Here is a 14,714-nt window from a genome sequence, read left to right as displayed (position 1 = left end):
GCCCTATTTCGAAATGAGCGTCAGGGGAATCAGGCTGTCGGCCCGGTCCAGCGTTTCCAGCGTTCGGCAGGCCTGCGTCAGCGCCTCGTATTGCGTTGCCGGGATCGGCAGGCTGGGCGCGATGCCGCCGATGCGGGCGACCAAGCCCTCGAAATCGAAGATGAACTCGCGCCCTGTCCCATCTTTGGTCACGCTGCGGCCGTCCTTCAGGTGAATCGTCACCGACGGCGCAAACAGCGGGTGGCGATGCGACGGTGTGATCGTCACCCGCTGCATGAGTTCCAGCACCGCTGCAGGATCCGCCTCGCCGGTCTTGCGCTGCACGAACTTGTCCAGCGGAAACCCGCCGGTCACCACCGCATAGGCGGCGTAGTAGTGGGGGTTGTCGATGGCCGGCAGCCCGCTGCGCGACGGGAAGGCCGGGCTGGGATATTCGGTTTCGAGCCAGTTCACCACGGTGTGGATGCGTTCCACGTCGTCGTACTTGATGCCGTGCTCGGCGCAGAGCGCGGCGGTCACGTCGACATGGGCGATATTGTATCCGGCGGTCGAATAGATGCGGTACAGGGTCTCCAGAAACATCCAGTCCTTGCCCAGATTGGCGGTGATCCTGTCCATGTCGGCGCGGTTGTCGGCGGTGAAGCTGTAACGCAAGTCGCCGCGGTTATTGCCGATATAGGCATGGTAGAATCCGGCCTTGCCCTCCAGCGCCGTTTCCCCGCCGGCGGCGCCGTGCCGCGCCATCGCGACGGCAAGCATCGCATTGCGGACCGCGCCGCCTTCGCGCAGCGCCTTGCCGCCGCTGCGCGCGCCTTCCAGATTGCCGCTGGCCAGGTTCACGCATTGCGCGATGGCGGCATGGGTCTGGTCCGCATTCAGGCCGGTGATTTTCGCCAGTGCGACCGCCGCGCCGAAGATGCCGAAGACCGGACCGGAATGGAACCCGCGCGACATGATGGTCGGAATGAAGTCGGCCGCCATGCGTTCCATCACCTCGTATCCCGCCGCCACGCCGGTGATGAAGTCCTTGCCGGTGGCATCGGCGATTTCGGCCGCGACCAGCGCCGCGGGGATGATCGCGCAGCCCGGATGGGTCAGCATGCGGAATGTGTCCCACTTGCCGCCGGCAAAGATGGTTTCCGCATTGACCAGCGCCGCCCCGGCCCGGGTCAGCTTCACCCCGCTGCCAAGCGTCGTACAGGCCCCGCCGCCGCCTTCCTCTTCTTCGCGCATCATCGCGAGCGCATCCCGTGAATCCGGGAACTGTTCGCCGACCAGCGCCGAGGTCAGCGCCTGCAGGGTGACGCCCCGGGCGCGGTCGACGACATCTGCCGAAAGGTCGTCATAGGTTAGTCCGGCAACCCACGCGGCCAGCGTTCTGCTCATCGATGCCATGTTTGTCCCCCCGGTATGGCTGTTTGGCGCAAGCGTAAACAGACACTGCGTATCTCGCAATATCGTGAGCGGCGGGCGGTTACATGAAGGTTGAGAATCATACCGGTGCGGAACACTATAATTCCCTGCAAAACCTATAATCCTGACGACGGGCAAGGAGGATTCGGAAACCATGACAGCATTCAGCGTGAACGGTGTACGGGTGTCGGTAGACGCCGAACCCGAAACTCCGCTGCTCTGGGCAGTGCGGGAACACCTTAAATTGACGGGTACGAAGTTCGGCTGCGGCGCCGGCCTTTGCGGGGCCTGCACGGTGCATGTGGACGGCCGGGCGGTTCGGTCGTGCCTGACAGTGCTGTCCGATGTCGAAGGGGCGTCGGTAACCACAATCGAGGGTCTCTCGCCCCGGTCGGAACACCCGCTACAGAAGGCATGGGTCGCCGAGCAGGTGCCGCAATGCGGCTATTGCCAGTCGGGCCAGATCATGAAGGCGGCCGAGTTGCTGGCCGCCAACGGCAACCCCACACGGGACGAAATCGTCACGCATATGAACGGCAATATATGCCGTTGCGGCACCTATACGCGGATTATCGCCGCCATCCAGCGCGCGGCGCGGGAGGGTTAGGCCATGGATACGATCGAACGCAAGCATGCCGGCATTTCGCGGCGCGGATTCCTGGGCGGTACGGCGGGTTTCTCCTTTGCCGTCGTGATGGGCGCGAACGGCTTCGTGCTGCTGCCGGAAGCGCAAGGCAGTACAGCCGGGCAGGCCATTGGTGCCTGGGTGCGAATCGCCGCCGACGGCCGCATCACCATCGTGACCCCGGCGGCGGAAATGGGGCAGGGTTCGATGACGGGCGTACCTGTCGCGCTGGCCGAGGAAATGGACGTCGACTGGTCGACCGTGACACTCGAAATGGCGCCGGCCGACCCCCGGATCTACGGCTATGGCACGGGCCGCAAGAGTATGGGAATTTATGGCAGCCGCGCCGTCATGATGTATTTCGACCAGATGCGCCTGGCGGGGGCGCAGGTGCGCAAGGTGCTGCTGAACGCGGCGGCAACACATTGGGGAGTCGATGCCGGTTCACTGACAACCGAACCGAATACGGTCGTTCATGCGGCTTCGGGGCGGCTGCTCGGCTATGGCGAGATCGCGTCCCTGGCCAGTATCCCGGCACGCATGCCGGCGGTTACAATGGACGACCTGAAACCGAAAACCGCTTTCCGACTCATCGGGCATCCGGTACCCCGCGCGGATATCCCGGCCAAGGTGGACGGTACCGCGCAGTATTCCATCGATGTGCAGGTGCCGGGCATGGTCTATGCCAGTACGGTCCATTCGCCGGTTCAACTGGCGACGCCGTTGCGCTGGAACGAAGCGGAAATCCGCGCGATGAACGGGGTGTCGGATATCGTGAAGCTGGATCGCGGCGTCGCGGTCGTTGCGGATACATTCGAGCATGTGATCGCCGCCCGTGATGCCCTCAATGTCGAGTGGGGCGATGACTCGGCCGCGCGTGGCTACGATTCCGAAACCGCGCTGTTCGAGACCTATGCCGATATGGCCAAGGACCCGGCGCAGGGATCGCCGGTCAACCGTACCGGCGATGCCCCTGCGGCTTTTGCGGGAGCGGCAAAGGTGTTCCGCGCGGAATACCGCAGCGATTACGGCTACCACGCGCAGATGGAGCCGCTGAATGCCGTCGCCCGCTACGACGCGGCGGCGAACACGGTGGAAATCTGGGAAGGGACTCAGGCGCCGGGTTCGTCGCGGGCAGCCATCGCATCGGCGCTGGGGCTCGGTTTCGACCAGGTCATCCACCACCAGCAGTATATGGGGGGCGCCTTCGGGCGGCGCTCGGCGCCAGACTACACCATTGAGGCGGCGCTGGTGTCCCGCGCCACCGGTAAGCCGGTGAAGATGATCTGGACACGCGAGGAGGATATCGCCTACGGCATGTTCCGCCCACAGACGCTGCAATGTGTCGAAACGGCGCTCGACACCGACGGCAGGGTCTCGGCATGGCGGCAATGCGTCATCGGCGATGGCGGCGGGCTGATCACCTCCGGCATAAAGATCGAGCGCTATTACGGCATCCCCAATCTCGACCTTGAACTGCGCGGCGCCTCGCATGGTATCCGGTTGAAGCACTGGCGGGCGGTGGCGCATCCGTTCAATATGTTCGCCATCGAAAGCATGGTCGACGAAATGGCGGCGGCGGAAGGACAGGACCCGCTGGCGTTCCGCCGCGAGCGCCTGGCGCTGACACCGAGGGCGAAAGACGTCTTCGACCGGGTTGAGGCGATGTCGCGCTGGGGCGAGAAACGCCCGGAAGGGCGCGCGCTGGGCCTGTCGGTATCGGAACGGTCCGGATCGTTGGGGGCGGGCGTGGTGGAGATATCGCTCGACCGCCATTCCGGTAAAATCCGGGTGCACAAGGTCTGGGTCGCGGTCGATGGCGGCATCGTGGTGCAGCCGGACATGGCGCGGGCCAATGTCGAAAGCGGCGTGATCTACGGCCTGTCCAGTGTGCTGAAGGAACGGGCGACGATCCGGGACGGCGCGGTGGAACAGTCGAATTTCCACGATTACGAAGTGTTGCGCATGTCCGAGGCGCCCGAAGAAATCCATGTGGATTTCCTGGAAAGGGATACCAGGCCCACCGGGCTGGGAGAGATCGGCAATCCGTTCGTCGGCGGGGCCGTGGCCAATGCGTTTCATGCGCTGACCGGCAAGCGCCTGTATCACATGCCGTTTACCCCGGAACGTGTGCTGGCGGCGCTGAAGGCGTGATTTCCGTTCCGGGGCGGGACAGATTGGAGATGACGCGCTAAGCTTCCCCGAATTGATCAGCGGGGGAAGTCGCGATGCAGGCGGATTATGTGGTTGTGGGGGCCGGCTCGGCCGGTTGCGTTCTGGCGAACCGGTTGAGCGCCGACGGCGCGAAGGTCGTGCTGCTGGAAGCCGGGCCGCCGGACCGTCACCCGATGATCCATATCCCGGCGGGCATCCGCACCCTGCTGCAGCATCCGGTGCTGAACTGGAACTACGAGACCGAGGCCGATGCCTCCACCGGCGGCCGTAACATCGCCTGGCCGCGCGGGAAGACGCTGGGCGGCTCCAGTTCCATCAACGGCATGCTGTATGTGCGCGGCAATCCCGCCGATTATGACGGCTGGTCGCAGATGGGGTGCCGCGGCTGGTCCTATGACGATGTGCTGCCCTATTTCAAAAAATCCGAGGACTACCGCAATGGCGGCGATCCGGACATTCGCGGCAAGGGCGGGGTGCTGAAGGTCGAGGATTACCGCACCATCCTGCCGCTGACCCATTACTTCGTCGAAGCGGCAAAGCAGGCCGGCTATCCGTTCACACCCGACTATAACGGCAGGCAGCAGGAAGGCGTCGGCTATTCGCAGATGACCCGGGATGTACGCTTCCGCGCCTCCACGGCGCAGACCTTCCTCAAGGAAGCGCGGTCCCGGCCGAACCTGGACGTCGTGACCGGGGCAATGGCGACGGGGCTGTTGTTCGACGGCAGGAAATGCGTCGGCGTTAAATTCCGTCGCGGCAACGGCCCGGAAGAGGAAGTGCGGGTGACACGCGAGGTTGTGGTGTCGGGCGGTGCGATCAATTCGCCGCACCTGCTGCAGATTTCGGGCATCGGCCCGGCGGACCACCTGCAATCCATCGGCGTTGCGGTCCGGCATGACCTGCCCGGCGTCGGCAGGAACCTGTCCGACCATTTCGTGACGCGGATTTCGCACCGGGTCCGGCACGATCTGATGTCGATCAACCAGCTCTCGCGCGGGCTGCGGGTGATGGGGGAGGCGGTGAAATATGCGCTGTTCGCCAACGGAGCGCTGACCTTTGGCGTGACCAGCGCCATGGTGTTCTGCCGCAGTCGGGAGGGCCTAAGCAGCCCTGACCTGCAATTGCTGTTCACCCCGGCGAGCTACAGCGCCGCCGAAATCAAGACATTTGACAAGGAACCCGGCATCACCGTCGCCGTCTGTCCGGTACGCCCGGACAGCCGCGGGACGATCCTGGCGAAAAGCGGCGACCCCATGGAGCGACCGGCGATCCGCCCCAATTACCTGTCAGCCGACAGCGATGTCCTGGTCATCCAGTCGGGTATCCGCCAGACCCGAAAAATCCTGTCTGCGCCGGCCATTGCCGAGATCAGCAAAGGTGAGCTTGCGCCGGGACCCGAGGTGGATTCCTTCGATACCGTAAAGGATTACACCCACAGGAACGGCAACACGATCTATCACCCGGTCGGCACCTGCAAGATGGGTGAGGATCCGATGGCGGTGGTGGATTCTCGGCTGCGGGTGCGCGGGATCGCGGGCCTGCGTGTCGTCGACGCATCGGTCATGCCGACGGTGACGACGGGCAACACCAATGCGCCGACAATAATGATCGGTGAGAAGGCTTCCGCCATGATTATCGACGACAACCGCGCAGGTTAAGGAGCGGCCGCCGGCGCCGTTCGTTCCGAAGGCTGCCGGGCCGAATCACGCGACCGGCAGGGAGCAGATTTATGTCCGTATCAGGCGACGGCGGCGCGCCGTTGCTTTTCGGCAATAGCATGTTTTTCCCGAAAACAGCCGACCAGTAGCATGCTGACCTGCCGACCGTCATCGGACAGGGGCAGGCAAAGGCGATAAAAATGGCTGCCGCTGTTGCTGCCAGTACCCGGCGGATATAGACCTTCGAGTATGTGGGGCGTCTTTGTCAGTGTAACTTTCTTGTTCGACAGGTTTGTCTGGAGGGATATTGGTGAAACGCCGGGCTCGTCGAGGTAACGGCCGGTGACATCGCTGCCGGTATTACTGGTGAGGGCGGTTCCATAGAGCCGGATCCGGAACCGTAGCGGGGTATGCTCCACATCGAACAGCGCTATATTAGGCAGCAGGCGGGGGATATCCAGGGGGTCCATATCCCGCCGTCCTGGCATGACCCGGTCATCGCGAATTGCATCCCAGTAGTCGTATAGCTGGAGGAGTTTGGGATGCGGTATGCTTTCACGAAAGATATTCATCGACAGTACCTGTTCTGAATCGCGATTTTAAGAACCGTACTGCAGAGTGACTAATAAACTGTTTATGATATCTACTTAAGGGAGAATAATAAAAAATTGCAATCAATAGAGGTGTCGAATCTGAAAAGGGAAGCCGCACGGGTTCTCGATTTCTGGTTCGGCCCGCCGCCGCGTGAAAACCGTGTGGTCTGGTTTGAAAAGAACGATGCTTTCGACAGGGCGATCCGCGAGAACTTCGCGCCGCTACACGAGCAGGCCGCAACGGGCGCATGCGATGCCATGGCGTCAAACCCAAAGGGCAGCCTTGCGCTTGTTATCGTGCTGGATCAGTTTTCGCGAAATCTGTTTCGGGATGACCCGAAGGCTTTTGCCTGTGATGACAGGGCTTTGGATCATGCGCGGCGGGCGATTGGCCGCGGCTTTGACCGGCAATTGCATGTGGTTGAACGTCAATTCCTGTATCTGCCTCTTGAACATTGTGAAGATCCGAAAGTCCAGGCGGAATCCGTCGCGCTGTTCTCGACGATAGGCGGGGATGCGCTGGACTTTGCGCAACGGCATCAGGAGATCATTGAAAGATTTGGCCGGTTTCCCCATCGGAACGCTGTGCTGGGCCGGGACTCGACAGCGGCGGAGTTGGCGTTTCTCCAGGAACCGGGTTCGTCCTTCTGACAGGCTGCAAAGGCTCGAATCCAGTGTCGCATAAAGCATAATAACGGGGCATATATGCAACTAAAAATCGCGCGCTGCATGATTGAAGGTGATGGCGATTCATAATTTCAGGACAAGATGTCGCCGCCAATCGCCTTTTTCGGCTATGGCTTCGGTTTACGACTGACTGCGGGCGAACCTTGTGGGTCGTGGCGCAGGAACATGGCATTCAGCAGGCCGTGCAGGGCGCCGTACAATACCTGAAATTGCGATATGAAACCGTGCCAGTCGATGCCGGGACGACCCAGGGTCAGGTCGAAATAGATATCCTCCAGACTGGCGGAATTGTCGATACGGCGCAGGATTTCGGCCGTCAGCGGCGGTGCGGCGGCGAGTACGGTCAGGTCGTTGAACCGGGCCTGGAAGGCCGATTCCGGCGTTATTTTTGCCGCCAGCGCGGCGCCGGTACGGTGTTTCAGCACCGGAATGGCCGTGGCGGACAGGGTGCTTCGCCGCGCCGGCGCGGCCGCCGGGAGGGCGTAGAAGACATGCTTGGCGATATTGCCGCCGATCAGTTCGGCGGCGGCGGCTTTTTCCGTCGATGACAGGGCGGCAAAACGCTGGCGCAGGGATTCGTCGGCGATGAAGGTCGATGGATCGTAGCGGCCGGACGGTACGAAGGATTCGATGCGCATTCCGGCCGAATCACATAAAGCCGCGATCTCCGGCACGGTATAGGCGCGATCCTGACGGTGCAGGAAGATATCGACAAGTTCCGCGTCGGGCTGATCGCCGTCATGGCGGATGACCGGGTTTCGGACCAGCCTGTTGCTGCCCGGCAATTGCGCCAGCAAGGCCCGCAAGGCTGGAATTTGCAGCGCCTGGTCCTCGCCGGGCCGGAGGATTCCGCGCATGATTTCCTGGATATCGTAGACACCGGTCCGCCCGTAGCGACCGTAGAGCATGATGCCGATACCGCCTTCGGGATGCAGGACCGACGCCAGGGCGCGCAGCCCGTCCTCCGGCCGGGACAGGTGATGCAGGACGCCGCAGCAGTCGATGTAATCGAATGGCGGCCAGCGATGGGTTGCGATATCCAGCAGGCTGCCCTGCCGGAAGGCGATATTGGTGAGCCCGCGCTCGCGCGCGCGCCTTTCGGCAATCGCCATGCTTGATGCGGAAAGGTCAAGATAGGTGATATCCGCCGGGCAACCGATATCGGCGCATTGCTGCCCCAGCATGATGGCGGCGTCGCCGGTGCCGCCGCCGGCAACCAGCGCCCGGAACGGTCGCGACCAGTCGCGCCGGCCGGCGAAGACATAGTGATCGATTTCCAGGATATGGCTGGGCGACCCTGTTGACAGACCGCCGGCTTCGGCCGCGACATCGCGCGGCGGATAGGGGAATGCTTCGTATTGCCGCTGAAGCGCCAAAACATCGCCGTCGCCGGAAATGCTATCCTGCACGGCCACGATCTTCGCGGCGCCTTCAGGATGAGCAGTGTTTTCGGGTGATTCCGGCATCATCGGGTTATAGAGCGCATCAGGTTCATACGAAATCGGTTCCGGTGCCGCATGAACCTGCGGGCTCTACAAAATAATGAAAATCCATGTCCCGCTATAGTGAGAATATCGACTTGATTTCGTCGTCGGTTGGAAAACGGCCGGTCAGTTTTTTGGAATAGACCGGTTCACCGTCAATTCTGATGTCGAATATGCCGCTTCGACCGGGAACCAGTGCGATTTCGGCGTCGCGCACCGACAGAATCAATTCCCTCGCACGGAGGGCCCTGGGTTCGTAGTTTCAAACGGCGCAGTATTCGATTGTGACCTTCATGAGCTGGCTCCTGTTGTCCCGGTTCCGGCATTGTGTCGCGAACGCTCGCCTCTGTCGCATCACATGAAATTCTCGCCGCTTCGTTCCGGCGATGGTCCGTGCGCCCGTCATTCGCTATTCGGTTGCACGTACGAAACCATCTGCTGTACAGCAGTGCAACCGAAAATCGCGCAGCGGGAGGAACGGATGCCGGATATCAGACTGAATTTTGTGCGTCAGGGGAAAGGCGCGCCGCCAATCGTCTTTGTCCACGGGTATCTCTGCCGGCTGGAAGACTGGCGTTTCCAGGTTTCGCATTTCTCAAAATCCCACGAAACGATTGCGCTAGACCTGCGGGGCATGGGGCGGTCCCCGCTGGGCGAGAAACCGCTGACAATCGACCAGCTTGGCCAGGATGTCGCCGACCTGCTGGCGCAGGAAGACCTGAAAGGCGCCATCCTTGTGGGGCATTCCATGGGGTGCCGTGTCGTTACGGAGGCCTGTACACGGGCGCCCGACCGGGTCGCGGGCATCGTGCTGGTCGATGGCAGCCGTACGGTGGGGACGAGGGAAGAACAATACGCGGCTTATGACAGGGCGCTGGCCGCGAAAGGCTTCGAAAGGCTGGTAACCGACATGTTCGCGGGAATGTTCTTCGGCGCCCCGCCGGACTGGGCGGCGGAAAAGCTGGCCCAGGTCGCGGCAATGCCGGAATCGACCGCCGTGCCCCTGTCCAAAAACATGGTCGATTACGACAAGCGACGCATGGAACAGGCGATGGCCGAGGTAAAGGTACCGGTACTGATCGTCCAGAGTACGGACCGTGGCGCCGATGGCGGTCGCCGCCCGGTCGGCAAGGATGAGAAGCTGGCGTTGCAGCAGCTTGTCGAAGCATCCGTCGCGGTCAGCGACACGCTGAACCTGGTGGGGCCCGGACATTTCAACATGATCGAGGCGCCGGAAGCGGTGAATGCCCGTATCGATCAGTTTCTCGCGCAGCGGATTACCGGTTCGTAATCTGCCGCGGCGTAACCTGGATTATCCGGCGAGGGGCGTGTACTCGTCGAGTAGCCTGAGCACCGTATCCCGGTCGGCCGTCGGCAGCATCAGCAGCGACCGTTCGATCCCCGCCTGCGCATAGGATTCGAGGACCTGTGCGTCGGGCGGCGCCCGGAAGACGGTGACCGACAGGGTGGACATGTCACGGCCGGCCTTGTCAGCGGCCTGACGCAGCCGGGTCATGCCTTCGGCCGGGTCGAATTTCGCGCTCGCGCGCGGCAGCCAGCCGTCGCCGAATTCGATAACCCGGTTGATCGTGTAATCCGTTTCGCCGCCGATGATGACGGGCGGATGCGGTTTCTGGGCCGGCTTCGGCCAGCACCAGGTGGGTCCGAAATTGACGAAATTGCCTGAAAAGGAGGCTTCGTCTTCCGTCCACAGGGCTTTCATCGCCAGGACATGCTCGCGCAACTGCTTGAAGCGGGTTTTGTATTCAACGCCGTGGTGGTTCATTTCCTCCACGTTCCAGCCGCCGCCGATACCGAAGATGACGCGGCCGCCGGACAGGACATCCAGGCTTGCGACGGACTTCGCCGTGACGATCGGGTCGCGCTGCGCCACAAGGCAGATGCCGGTCGCCAGTTTCAGCGTGCTGGTCGCCGCTGCGGCGAAGGACAGGGCGATGAACGGATCATAGGTATTTGAGTATTCCCGCGGCAGTTCGGCGCCGCCCGGCCAGGGCGATATGCGGCTGGTCGGGATATGGGTGTGCTCCGGCAGAACGAGCGAGTCGAAGCCGCGCTGTTCCAGCTCGCGGGCCAGTTCGTCAATCGGGATCGTGTATTCCGTGGCAAAGATAATTGCGCCGATTTTCATGGATTTTCCCTCGTTCTGACAATTTGCAGCCAAGCCGGCGCGGTTAACGGTTTGCTCCATTAAACATTATATTAATTTTTGGCCGCGACACTAGCGTGGGGCGTATTGGATAATAACGGTCGGCGAATGACACCAATTGCCCGTTTCATGACAGCGATATCAACGATTTTGACCGTGACGGCATGCGGCGATGACCCGCGCCGTGCGGAGGATGGAGTCCGATGGCTGCAGGAACGGTATCTGTTCCGCCCCTTCGCGGAAATGGGCGAATTCAGCAGGATTTATGTATCCGACGCGCACCTGATCCGGATGGAGGTGCTGATTGGCCATCAGGACCACGTCGATGCCATAAACGCCCGGAGCCTGAAGGTTCAATCGCTGATCGCGAAATACGCCTGCCCGCACAAGGCATCGAAGCTGTGGCAGATAATGGTAGTGTCTCAGTTTGAAATTTAAAAAATGCTAGGCATGCGGCGCGGGTTCGAGGCGGCATGCTTTTGAAATTAACTTCACTGGTTTAGGTGGCATCACGTGATGCCTGAAAATGAACTTGAGTGCCCGAGGCCTTTAAGCCGCCGCAACCGCGCCCCCGCCAAACCCATGGTCATCGCCACGGAAACGGTCGATCACGGTGTGTGCTTGGCTGTTTCTCATTGCTTTAAGCTCTTTGGGCCGCTTTTTGCGCTTAAGGTCTGCCGCTATCTCCGGATGCGTCAGAAAGCAGAGGTAGGCGAATGCGCGCGCAGCTTCATACAAGGGCTCCACCTCATCATCTGGGAACGCGGTCTCAAGCACTTTCCGAGGGCTCGCATTGCTCTTTGATCGCGACTTTCTTGAGCCGTGAAGAATGCGGCGCATTGTCACGTCATCGAAGGCGTGATCCGCTAATTCCTTAATAAAATTTTTCGCTTCAGGAGATGCGGCTGGATTGCTCTCAATTTTAAAGGCATGCATAGCGATACACTCCCTATGCACCCAAGCGTCCTCCATCATCGTAATTTTACGATGAGCGCGATACGCTAGGTAGCAAACCAATAGCGCCAACGAAACGAGTATGAAGGTTAAGATATATTCCATTTATTCGGACCCTACGCCTCTGCGAATTGCCCCAAAGCGCTGTTGATGCTCAGACCGTACGGCTAAATATTTGTAATGTAACCGTAGCCAATATGGCCCTACTGTGAGTAGCGTCACAGTGGCCAGAACCGCTATCAGCGTTAAAAACGGCTCCTGCTTGGACGATTCTCTGGCCGCAGCCTTTATAATTTCGAGCCATCCAGGCGCTACCTCCTTTGTAACGTCTGCCATCCCCTATTGCCCCCGCCCACCAGATTGCCATGAAGCGGACAACCAAAAGATGTTCGGTCGGACAATAACACGCCTGTATACCTTACGTAAATGGGGCAGGCGACCCCAAATTACCACCGGTTTCCTTAATATTTCATATACAGGAAACGGTCATCGTTTTTTATACGGGCCTCGTGGACCCGGCTTCGGAGCCCCTGCGTCCATTTCCGAAATCACGTCTTCCCACGACCAAAGGTGATCCGTGATGCCAGCCTGCATGGCAGGGGTGACTTTCAGCGTCTTGTGGATGCGGATGAAATTGTACCACACCGTATACAACGCAACCATGTGCATATGGTTCTCAAATTTTTTCGAGAACGCGTTCGTCAGTCGCGTGAACCGGCGCATGCTCATACGCATCGTCAGGTTCTGACGCTCTACATATGACGTGCTGACGTGCTTTTCTTCGGGATTGCCTTCGACGGCCCGTTTGCGAATGCCGGTGCAATCGGCGGGGCTGTAGCGGCCTTTAAAGGACTCCGGCGCATTGCCGTACATCTTGATTAACTGCGCGTAATCAATGTCGGCACCGAATGCGCCCTCAATGGCCTCCAGATACGCCTTGTGCCCGTCTGTCGTCATCTGGACGCGGCTGGCGAGCCGGGACGCAACGTCATCCATGAAGGCGTTTGCGTATTCTGCATCGCGCCCGCCAACGAGATAGGCAACGATCAGCTTGCTATCGGCATCCAGCGCCGTCCAGGTCCAAGTATCGCCAGCCTGTTCCGGCGCGGCTTTCGCCGTCGCGACGTTCTTCTGCTTCGCGTAGGTGAACGACCAGATTTCATCGCACTGCACGCGCTTGGCCTTCACGTCGCGGACATGGACATCGTGAAGGGCGGAACAGGTCGCGCCCGCGTCAACAAGCGCCTTGCTGACCGTGTTTATCGAAACATCGACAACCCGGCTGATGGACCGCATGGAGGAACCCTCAACCAGCATGTTGAGGATTTGGACGCGCTTTGCGAGGGGCAATTTGTTCATGCCCCTATTATGTGAACTTTTATGCTTAGGGTCAAGGCAAAAGATATAAGTACGGTGCCTACTTGTATCAGTAAGGCCATAAATGTTACCATTACGCATTGGGTTTAACTACGGAAGCCTCTGCAATGGCGAAACGGCTGACCACGCTTGACGATATTTTGGCTAAACGGTTTGAAATAAACGAGCTATTTACCCCATCGACACCTGTTACCGTCGCTGAGCTGTTTGCTGGGCGGTCAGGGCAGATGCTTCGTATTATCGACGCAATCGCGGAAAGGGGCAGGCACGTAATTTTGTACGGGGAAAGGGGTGTGGGGAAAACATCATTAGCGAGAATAATTCCATACGTTATCCCGGCGAAAACAGATCGAATCCAGTATTACCGGGTCCAAGCATTCCCCACCGATAATTTCCACACGCTGGCAAAAAAAATATTCAAGCGAATAAAGTTTCGAGGCGATGTTGGAGATGGTGACCAAGAATATGATGTTGCCGACTTGTACCCAGACACCATTACGCCTGATGATTTTGTTTCCGAGTGCGGCCAATTCTTAGAAAGCGACATCCCCGTTATCGTTATCGATGAATTTAATGAAATCCGCGACGATGAAGCGCCAGTCATGATAGCGAATGTGATAAAGGCTCTCTCAGATTCTGGAACCAATGTGACAATAATTGTTGTTGGCGTCGCGGATAGCGTTGGCGCTCTGATAGAGCACCATGAATCGATACAGCGTTGTACAGAAGAAATATTGATGCCGCGCATGAATAAGGAAGAATTAGTAGAAGTTCTGGACCCGCGCTTAAAGCAGTTAGATTTCACGATAAAAGGAGACGCAAAATGGAAAATCATAAATTTAGCTAAAGGCTTGCCTGCTTACGTCCATGGGCTTGGGAAGCACGCATGTTTAAGCGCAATAACTACCGGTAAACGTCTCAGGATTGAAGAAGCCGATGTTGATACCGCTATAGACGACTTAATAAAAGCATCTGACCAAAGTTTTAAAGACGCATACGAGTCAGCAACGCGCAGCAATCAGCCTGGCAATTTATTAAAACAAGTGCTCACGGCGTGCGCTTTGGCTAGGCCGGATGAAAGCGGGTATTTTACGCCGGTTGCAGTTAAAGAGCCTCTTTCTGACATCCTTGGCCGTCCGATTGAAATCGCCAACTTTCAGAATCATCTGAAAGCCTTCATCGATCCAAAACGAAAAGAGATACTCCAACGGCTTGGGGAGCCTCGAGCGTATCGGTTCAGATTCCGCCAGCCAGCTATGCAGCCGTATGTTTTGATGAAAGCGATGACGGAAAATATTATCGGAGAGGATGCTAAACGGGCTCTTTCTTTCCCTGAACAGGCTGACCTTTTCTCCACCTAGCCTTAGCTGCCTTTTTTGCGATCTCGGTCCGCTGTTCCTTCGTCAGCTTTTCGGCACGCGCCTTGCCGCCCTTGCGACCTAATTCCTGGGCGGCCTTGTTCTTGCCGTTCTCGTCGAATTCTTCCTCGGCTTCGCCCGTGGCGATCTGCATGACGCGGACGGCGTTGCCGATGACATCGGCGGGGCGCTTCTGGCCCTTTGGTCCTTTTGGCATGCCCCT

At 59.4% G+C, this 14,714-nt stretch carries 14 protein-coding genes and 1 pseudogene; 7 read left to right on the top strand and 8 right to left on the bottom strand.

What is annotated here, in order from left to right:
- Positions 1-3: 3 nt before the first annotated feature.
- Entirely contained in the window at positions 4-1,395 is a 1,392-nt protein-coding gene (locus WD767_17205) for an MmgE/PrpD family protein (GenBank protein ID MEX2617830.1), read from the bottom strand.
- Between the two features lie 172 nt (positions 1,396-1,567).
- Between WD767_17205 and WD767_17200 the strand changes: the two genes are divergently transcribed.
- The 3 genes from WD767_17200 (at position 1,568) to WD767_17190 (ending at position 5,871) form a co-directional block, all read left to right on the top strand.
- Positions 1,568-2,020 (top strand): (2Fe-2S)-binding protein, encoded by a 453-nt coding sequence (locus tag WD767_17200; GenBank protein MEX2617829.1) that lies wholly within the window; start codon positions 1,568-1,570, stop codon positions 2,018-2,020.
- Positions 2,021-2,023: 3 nt separating this feature from the next.
- On the top strand, positions 2,024-4,192 hold the full coding sequence (locus WD767_17195) for a molybdopterin cofactor-binding domain-containing protein (protein MEX2617828.1): 2,169 nt from the start codon (positions 2,024-2,026) through the stop codon (positions 4,190-4,192).
- A 74-nt stretch (positions 4,193-4,266) separates the two neighbouring features.
- Positions 4,267-5,871, top strand: a complete 1,605-nt coding sequence (locus tag WD767_17190) for a GMC family oxidoreductase N-terminal domain-containing protein (protein ID MEX2617827.1) — start codon at positions 4,267-4,269, stop codon at positions 5,869-5,871.
- An 80-nt stretch (positions 5,872-5,951) separates the two neighbouring features.
- Here the strand turns inward: WD767_17190 and WD767_17185 are convergent, their stop codons facing one another.
- Positions 5,952-6,443 carry a PAS domain-containing protein gene (locus tag WD767_17185; protein ID MEX2617826.1) on the bottom strand — a complete coding sequence of 164 codons (492 nt, stop codon included), beginning with the start codon at positions 6,441-6,443 and terminating at the stop codon, positions 5,952-5,954.
- A gap of 111 nt (positions 6,444-6,554) precedes the next feature.
- Here WD767_17185 and WD767_17180 point away from each other — a divergent pair, with 111 nt between their 5' ends.
- The gene (locus WD767_17180) at positions 6,555-7,115 is read left to right on the top strand and encodes a DUF924 family protein (GenBank protein ID MEX2617825.1); all 561 of its coding nucleotides are present in this window, start codon (positions 6,555-6,557) and stop codon (positions 7,113-7,115) included.
- Positions 7,116-7,258: 143 nt separating this feature from the next.
- Here the strand turns inward: WD767_17180 and WD767_17175 are convergent, their stop codons facing one another.
- A complete protein-coding gene (locus tag WD767_17175; protein ID MEX2617824.1) occupies positions 7,259-8,560 on the bottom strand; it encodes a class I SAM-dependent methyltransferase in 1,302 nt (433 codons plus the stop codon).
- A gap of 151 nt (positions 8,561-8,711) precedes the next feature.
- Positions 8,712-8,879: pseudogene (locus WD767_17170) on the bottom strand (Rdx family protein).
- Between the two features lie 237 nt (positions 8,880-9,116).
- On the opposite strand from WD767_17170, the gene WD767_17165 reads away from it, so the two are divergent.
- Complete coding sequence (locus tag WD767_17165; GenBank protein MEX2617823.1) at positions 9,117-9,926, top strand: alpha/beta hydrolase; 810 nt, start codon at positions 9,117-9,119, stop codon at positions 9,924-9,926.
- A 21-nt stretch (positions 9,927-9,947) separates the two neighbouring features.
- On the opposite strand, the gene WD767_17160 is transcribed toward WD767_17165, so the two are convergent.
- Positions 9,948-10,784 carry an LLM class F420-dependent oxidoreductase gene (locus WD767_17160; protein ID MEX2617822.1) on the bottom strand — a complete coding sequence of 279 codons (837 nt, stop codon included), beginning with the start codon at positions 10,782-10,784 and terminating at the stop codon, positions 9,948-9,950.
- Positions 10,785-10,931: 147 nt separating this feature from the next.
- Here WD767_17160 and WD767_17155 point away from each other — a divergent pair, with 147 nt between their 5' ends.
- A complete protein-coding gene (locus WD767_17155; GenBank protein MEX2617821.1) occupies positions 10,932-11,240 on the top strand; it encodes a hypothetical protein in 309 nt (102 codons plus the stop codon).
- A gap of 111 nt (positions 11,241-11,351) precedes the next feature.
- Here WD767_17155 and WD767_17150 read toward each other — a convergent pair whose 3' ends face one another.
- Together WD767_17150 and WD767_17145 are read right to left on the bottom strand one after the other, a co-directional pair.
- On the bottom strand, positions 11,352-11,738 hold the full coding sequence (locus tag WD767_17150) for a hypothetical protein (protein ID MEX2617820.1): 387 nt from the start codon (positions 11,736-11,738) through the stop codon (positions 11,352-11,354).
- 504 nt (positions 11,739-12,242) lie between these two features.
- Complete coding sequence (locus WD767_17145; protein ID MEX2617819.1) at positions 12,243-13,115, bottom strand: IS1 family transposase; 873 nt, start codon at positions 13,113-13,115, stop codon at positions 12,243-12,245.
- Positions 13,116-13,240: 125 nt separating this feature from the next.
- On the opposite strand from WD767_17145, the gene WD767_17140 reads away from it, so the two are divergent.
- A complete protein-coding gene (locus WD767_17140; protein MEX2617818.1) occupies positions 13,241-14,494 on the top strand; it encodes an AAA family ATPase in 1,254 nt (417 codons plus the stop codon).
- Here the strand turns inward: WD767_17140 and WD767_17135 are convergent.
- Positions 14,445-14,708, bottom strand: coding sequence for an RNA-binding protein (locus tag WD767_17135; GenBank protein ID MEX2617817.1), 264 nt, complete (start codon positions 14,706-14,708; stop codon positions 14,445-14,447). The genes WD767_17140 and WD767_17135 overlap by 50 nt on opposite strands.
- Positions 14,709-14,714: the final 6 nt, after the last annotated feature.

Source organism: Alphaproteobacteria bacterium (assembly GCA_040905865.1).
Taxonomy (GTDB): Bacteria; Pseudomonadota; Alphaproteobacteria; order UBA8366.
Note: the sequence above shows the minus strand (reverse complement) of the source record. Positions and strands in the feature narration are given on the sequence as shown.

Bases quoted from the DNA above. Each gene is read 5' to 3' on its own strand.
- WD767_17205 (MEX2617830.1), bottom strand. From the start codon at position 1,395: ATGGCATCGATGAGCAGAACGCTGGCCGCGTGGGTTGCCGGACTAACC.
- WD767_17200 (MEX2617829.1), top strand. From the start codon at position 1,568: ATGACAGCATTCAGCGTGAACGGTGTACGGGTGTCGGTAGACGCCGAA.
- WD767_17195 (MEX2617828.1), top strand. From the start codon at position 2,024: ATGGATACGATCGAACGCAAGCATGCCGGCATTTCGCGGCGCGGATTC.
- WD767_17190 (MEX2617827.1), top strand. From the start codon at position 4,267: ATGCAGGCGGATTATGTGGTTGTGGGGGCCGGCTCGGCCGGTTGCGTT.
- WD767_17185 (MEX2617826.1), bottom strand. From the start codon at position 6,443: ATGAATATCTTTCGTGAAAGCATACCGCATCCCAAACTCCTCCAGCTA.
- WD767_17165 (MEX2617823.1), top strand. From the start codon at position 9,117: ATGCCGGATATCAGACTGAATTTTGTGCGTCAGGGGAAAGGCGCGCCG.
- WD767_17160 (MEX2617822.1), bottom strand. From the start codon at position 10,784: ATGAAAATCGGCGCAATTATCTTTGCCACGGAATACACGATCCCGATT.
- WD767_17155 (MEX2617821.1), top strand. From the start codon at position 10,932: ATGACAGCGATATCAACGATTTTGACCGTGACGGCATGCGGCGATGAC.
- WD767_17150 (MEX2617820.1), bottom strand. From the start codon at position 11,738: ATGCATGCCTTTAAAATTGAGAGCAATCCAGCCGCATCTCCTGAAGCG.
- WD767_17145 (MEX2617819.1), bottom strand. From the start codon at position 13,115: ATGAACAAATTGCCCCTCGCAAAGCGCGTCCAAATCCTCAACATGCTG.
- WD767_17140 (MEX2617818.1), top strand. From the start codon at position 13,241: ATGGCGAAACGGCTGACCACGCTTGACGATATTTTGGCTAAACGGTTT.
- WD767_17135 (MEX2617817.1), bottom strand. From the start codon at position 14,708: ATGCCAAAAGGACCAAAGGGCCAGAAGCGCCCCGCCGATGTCATCGGC.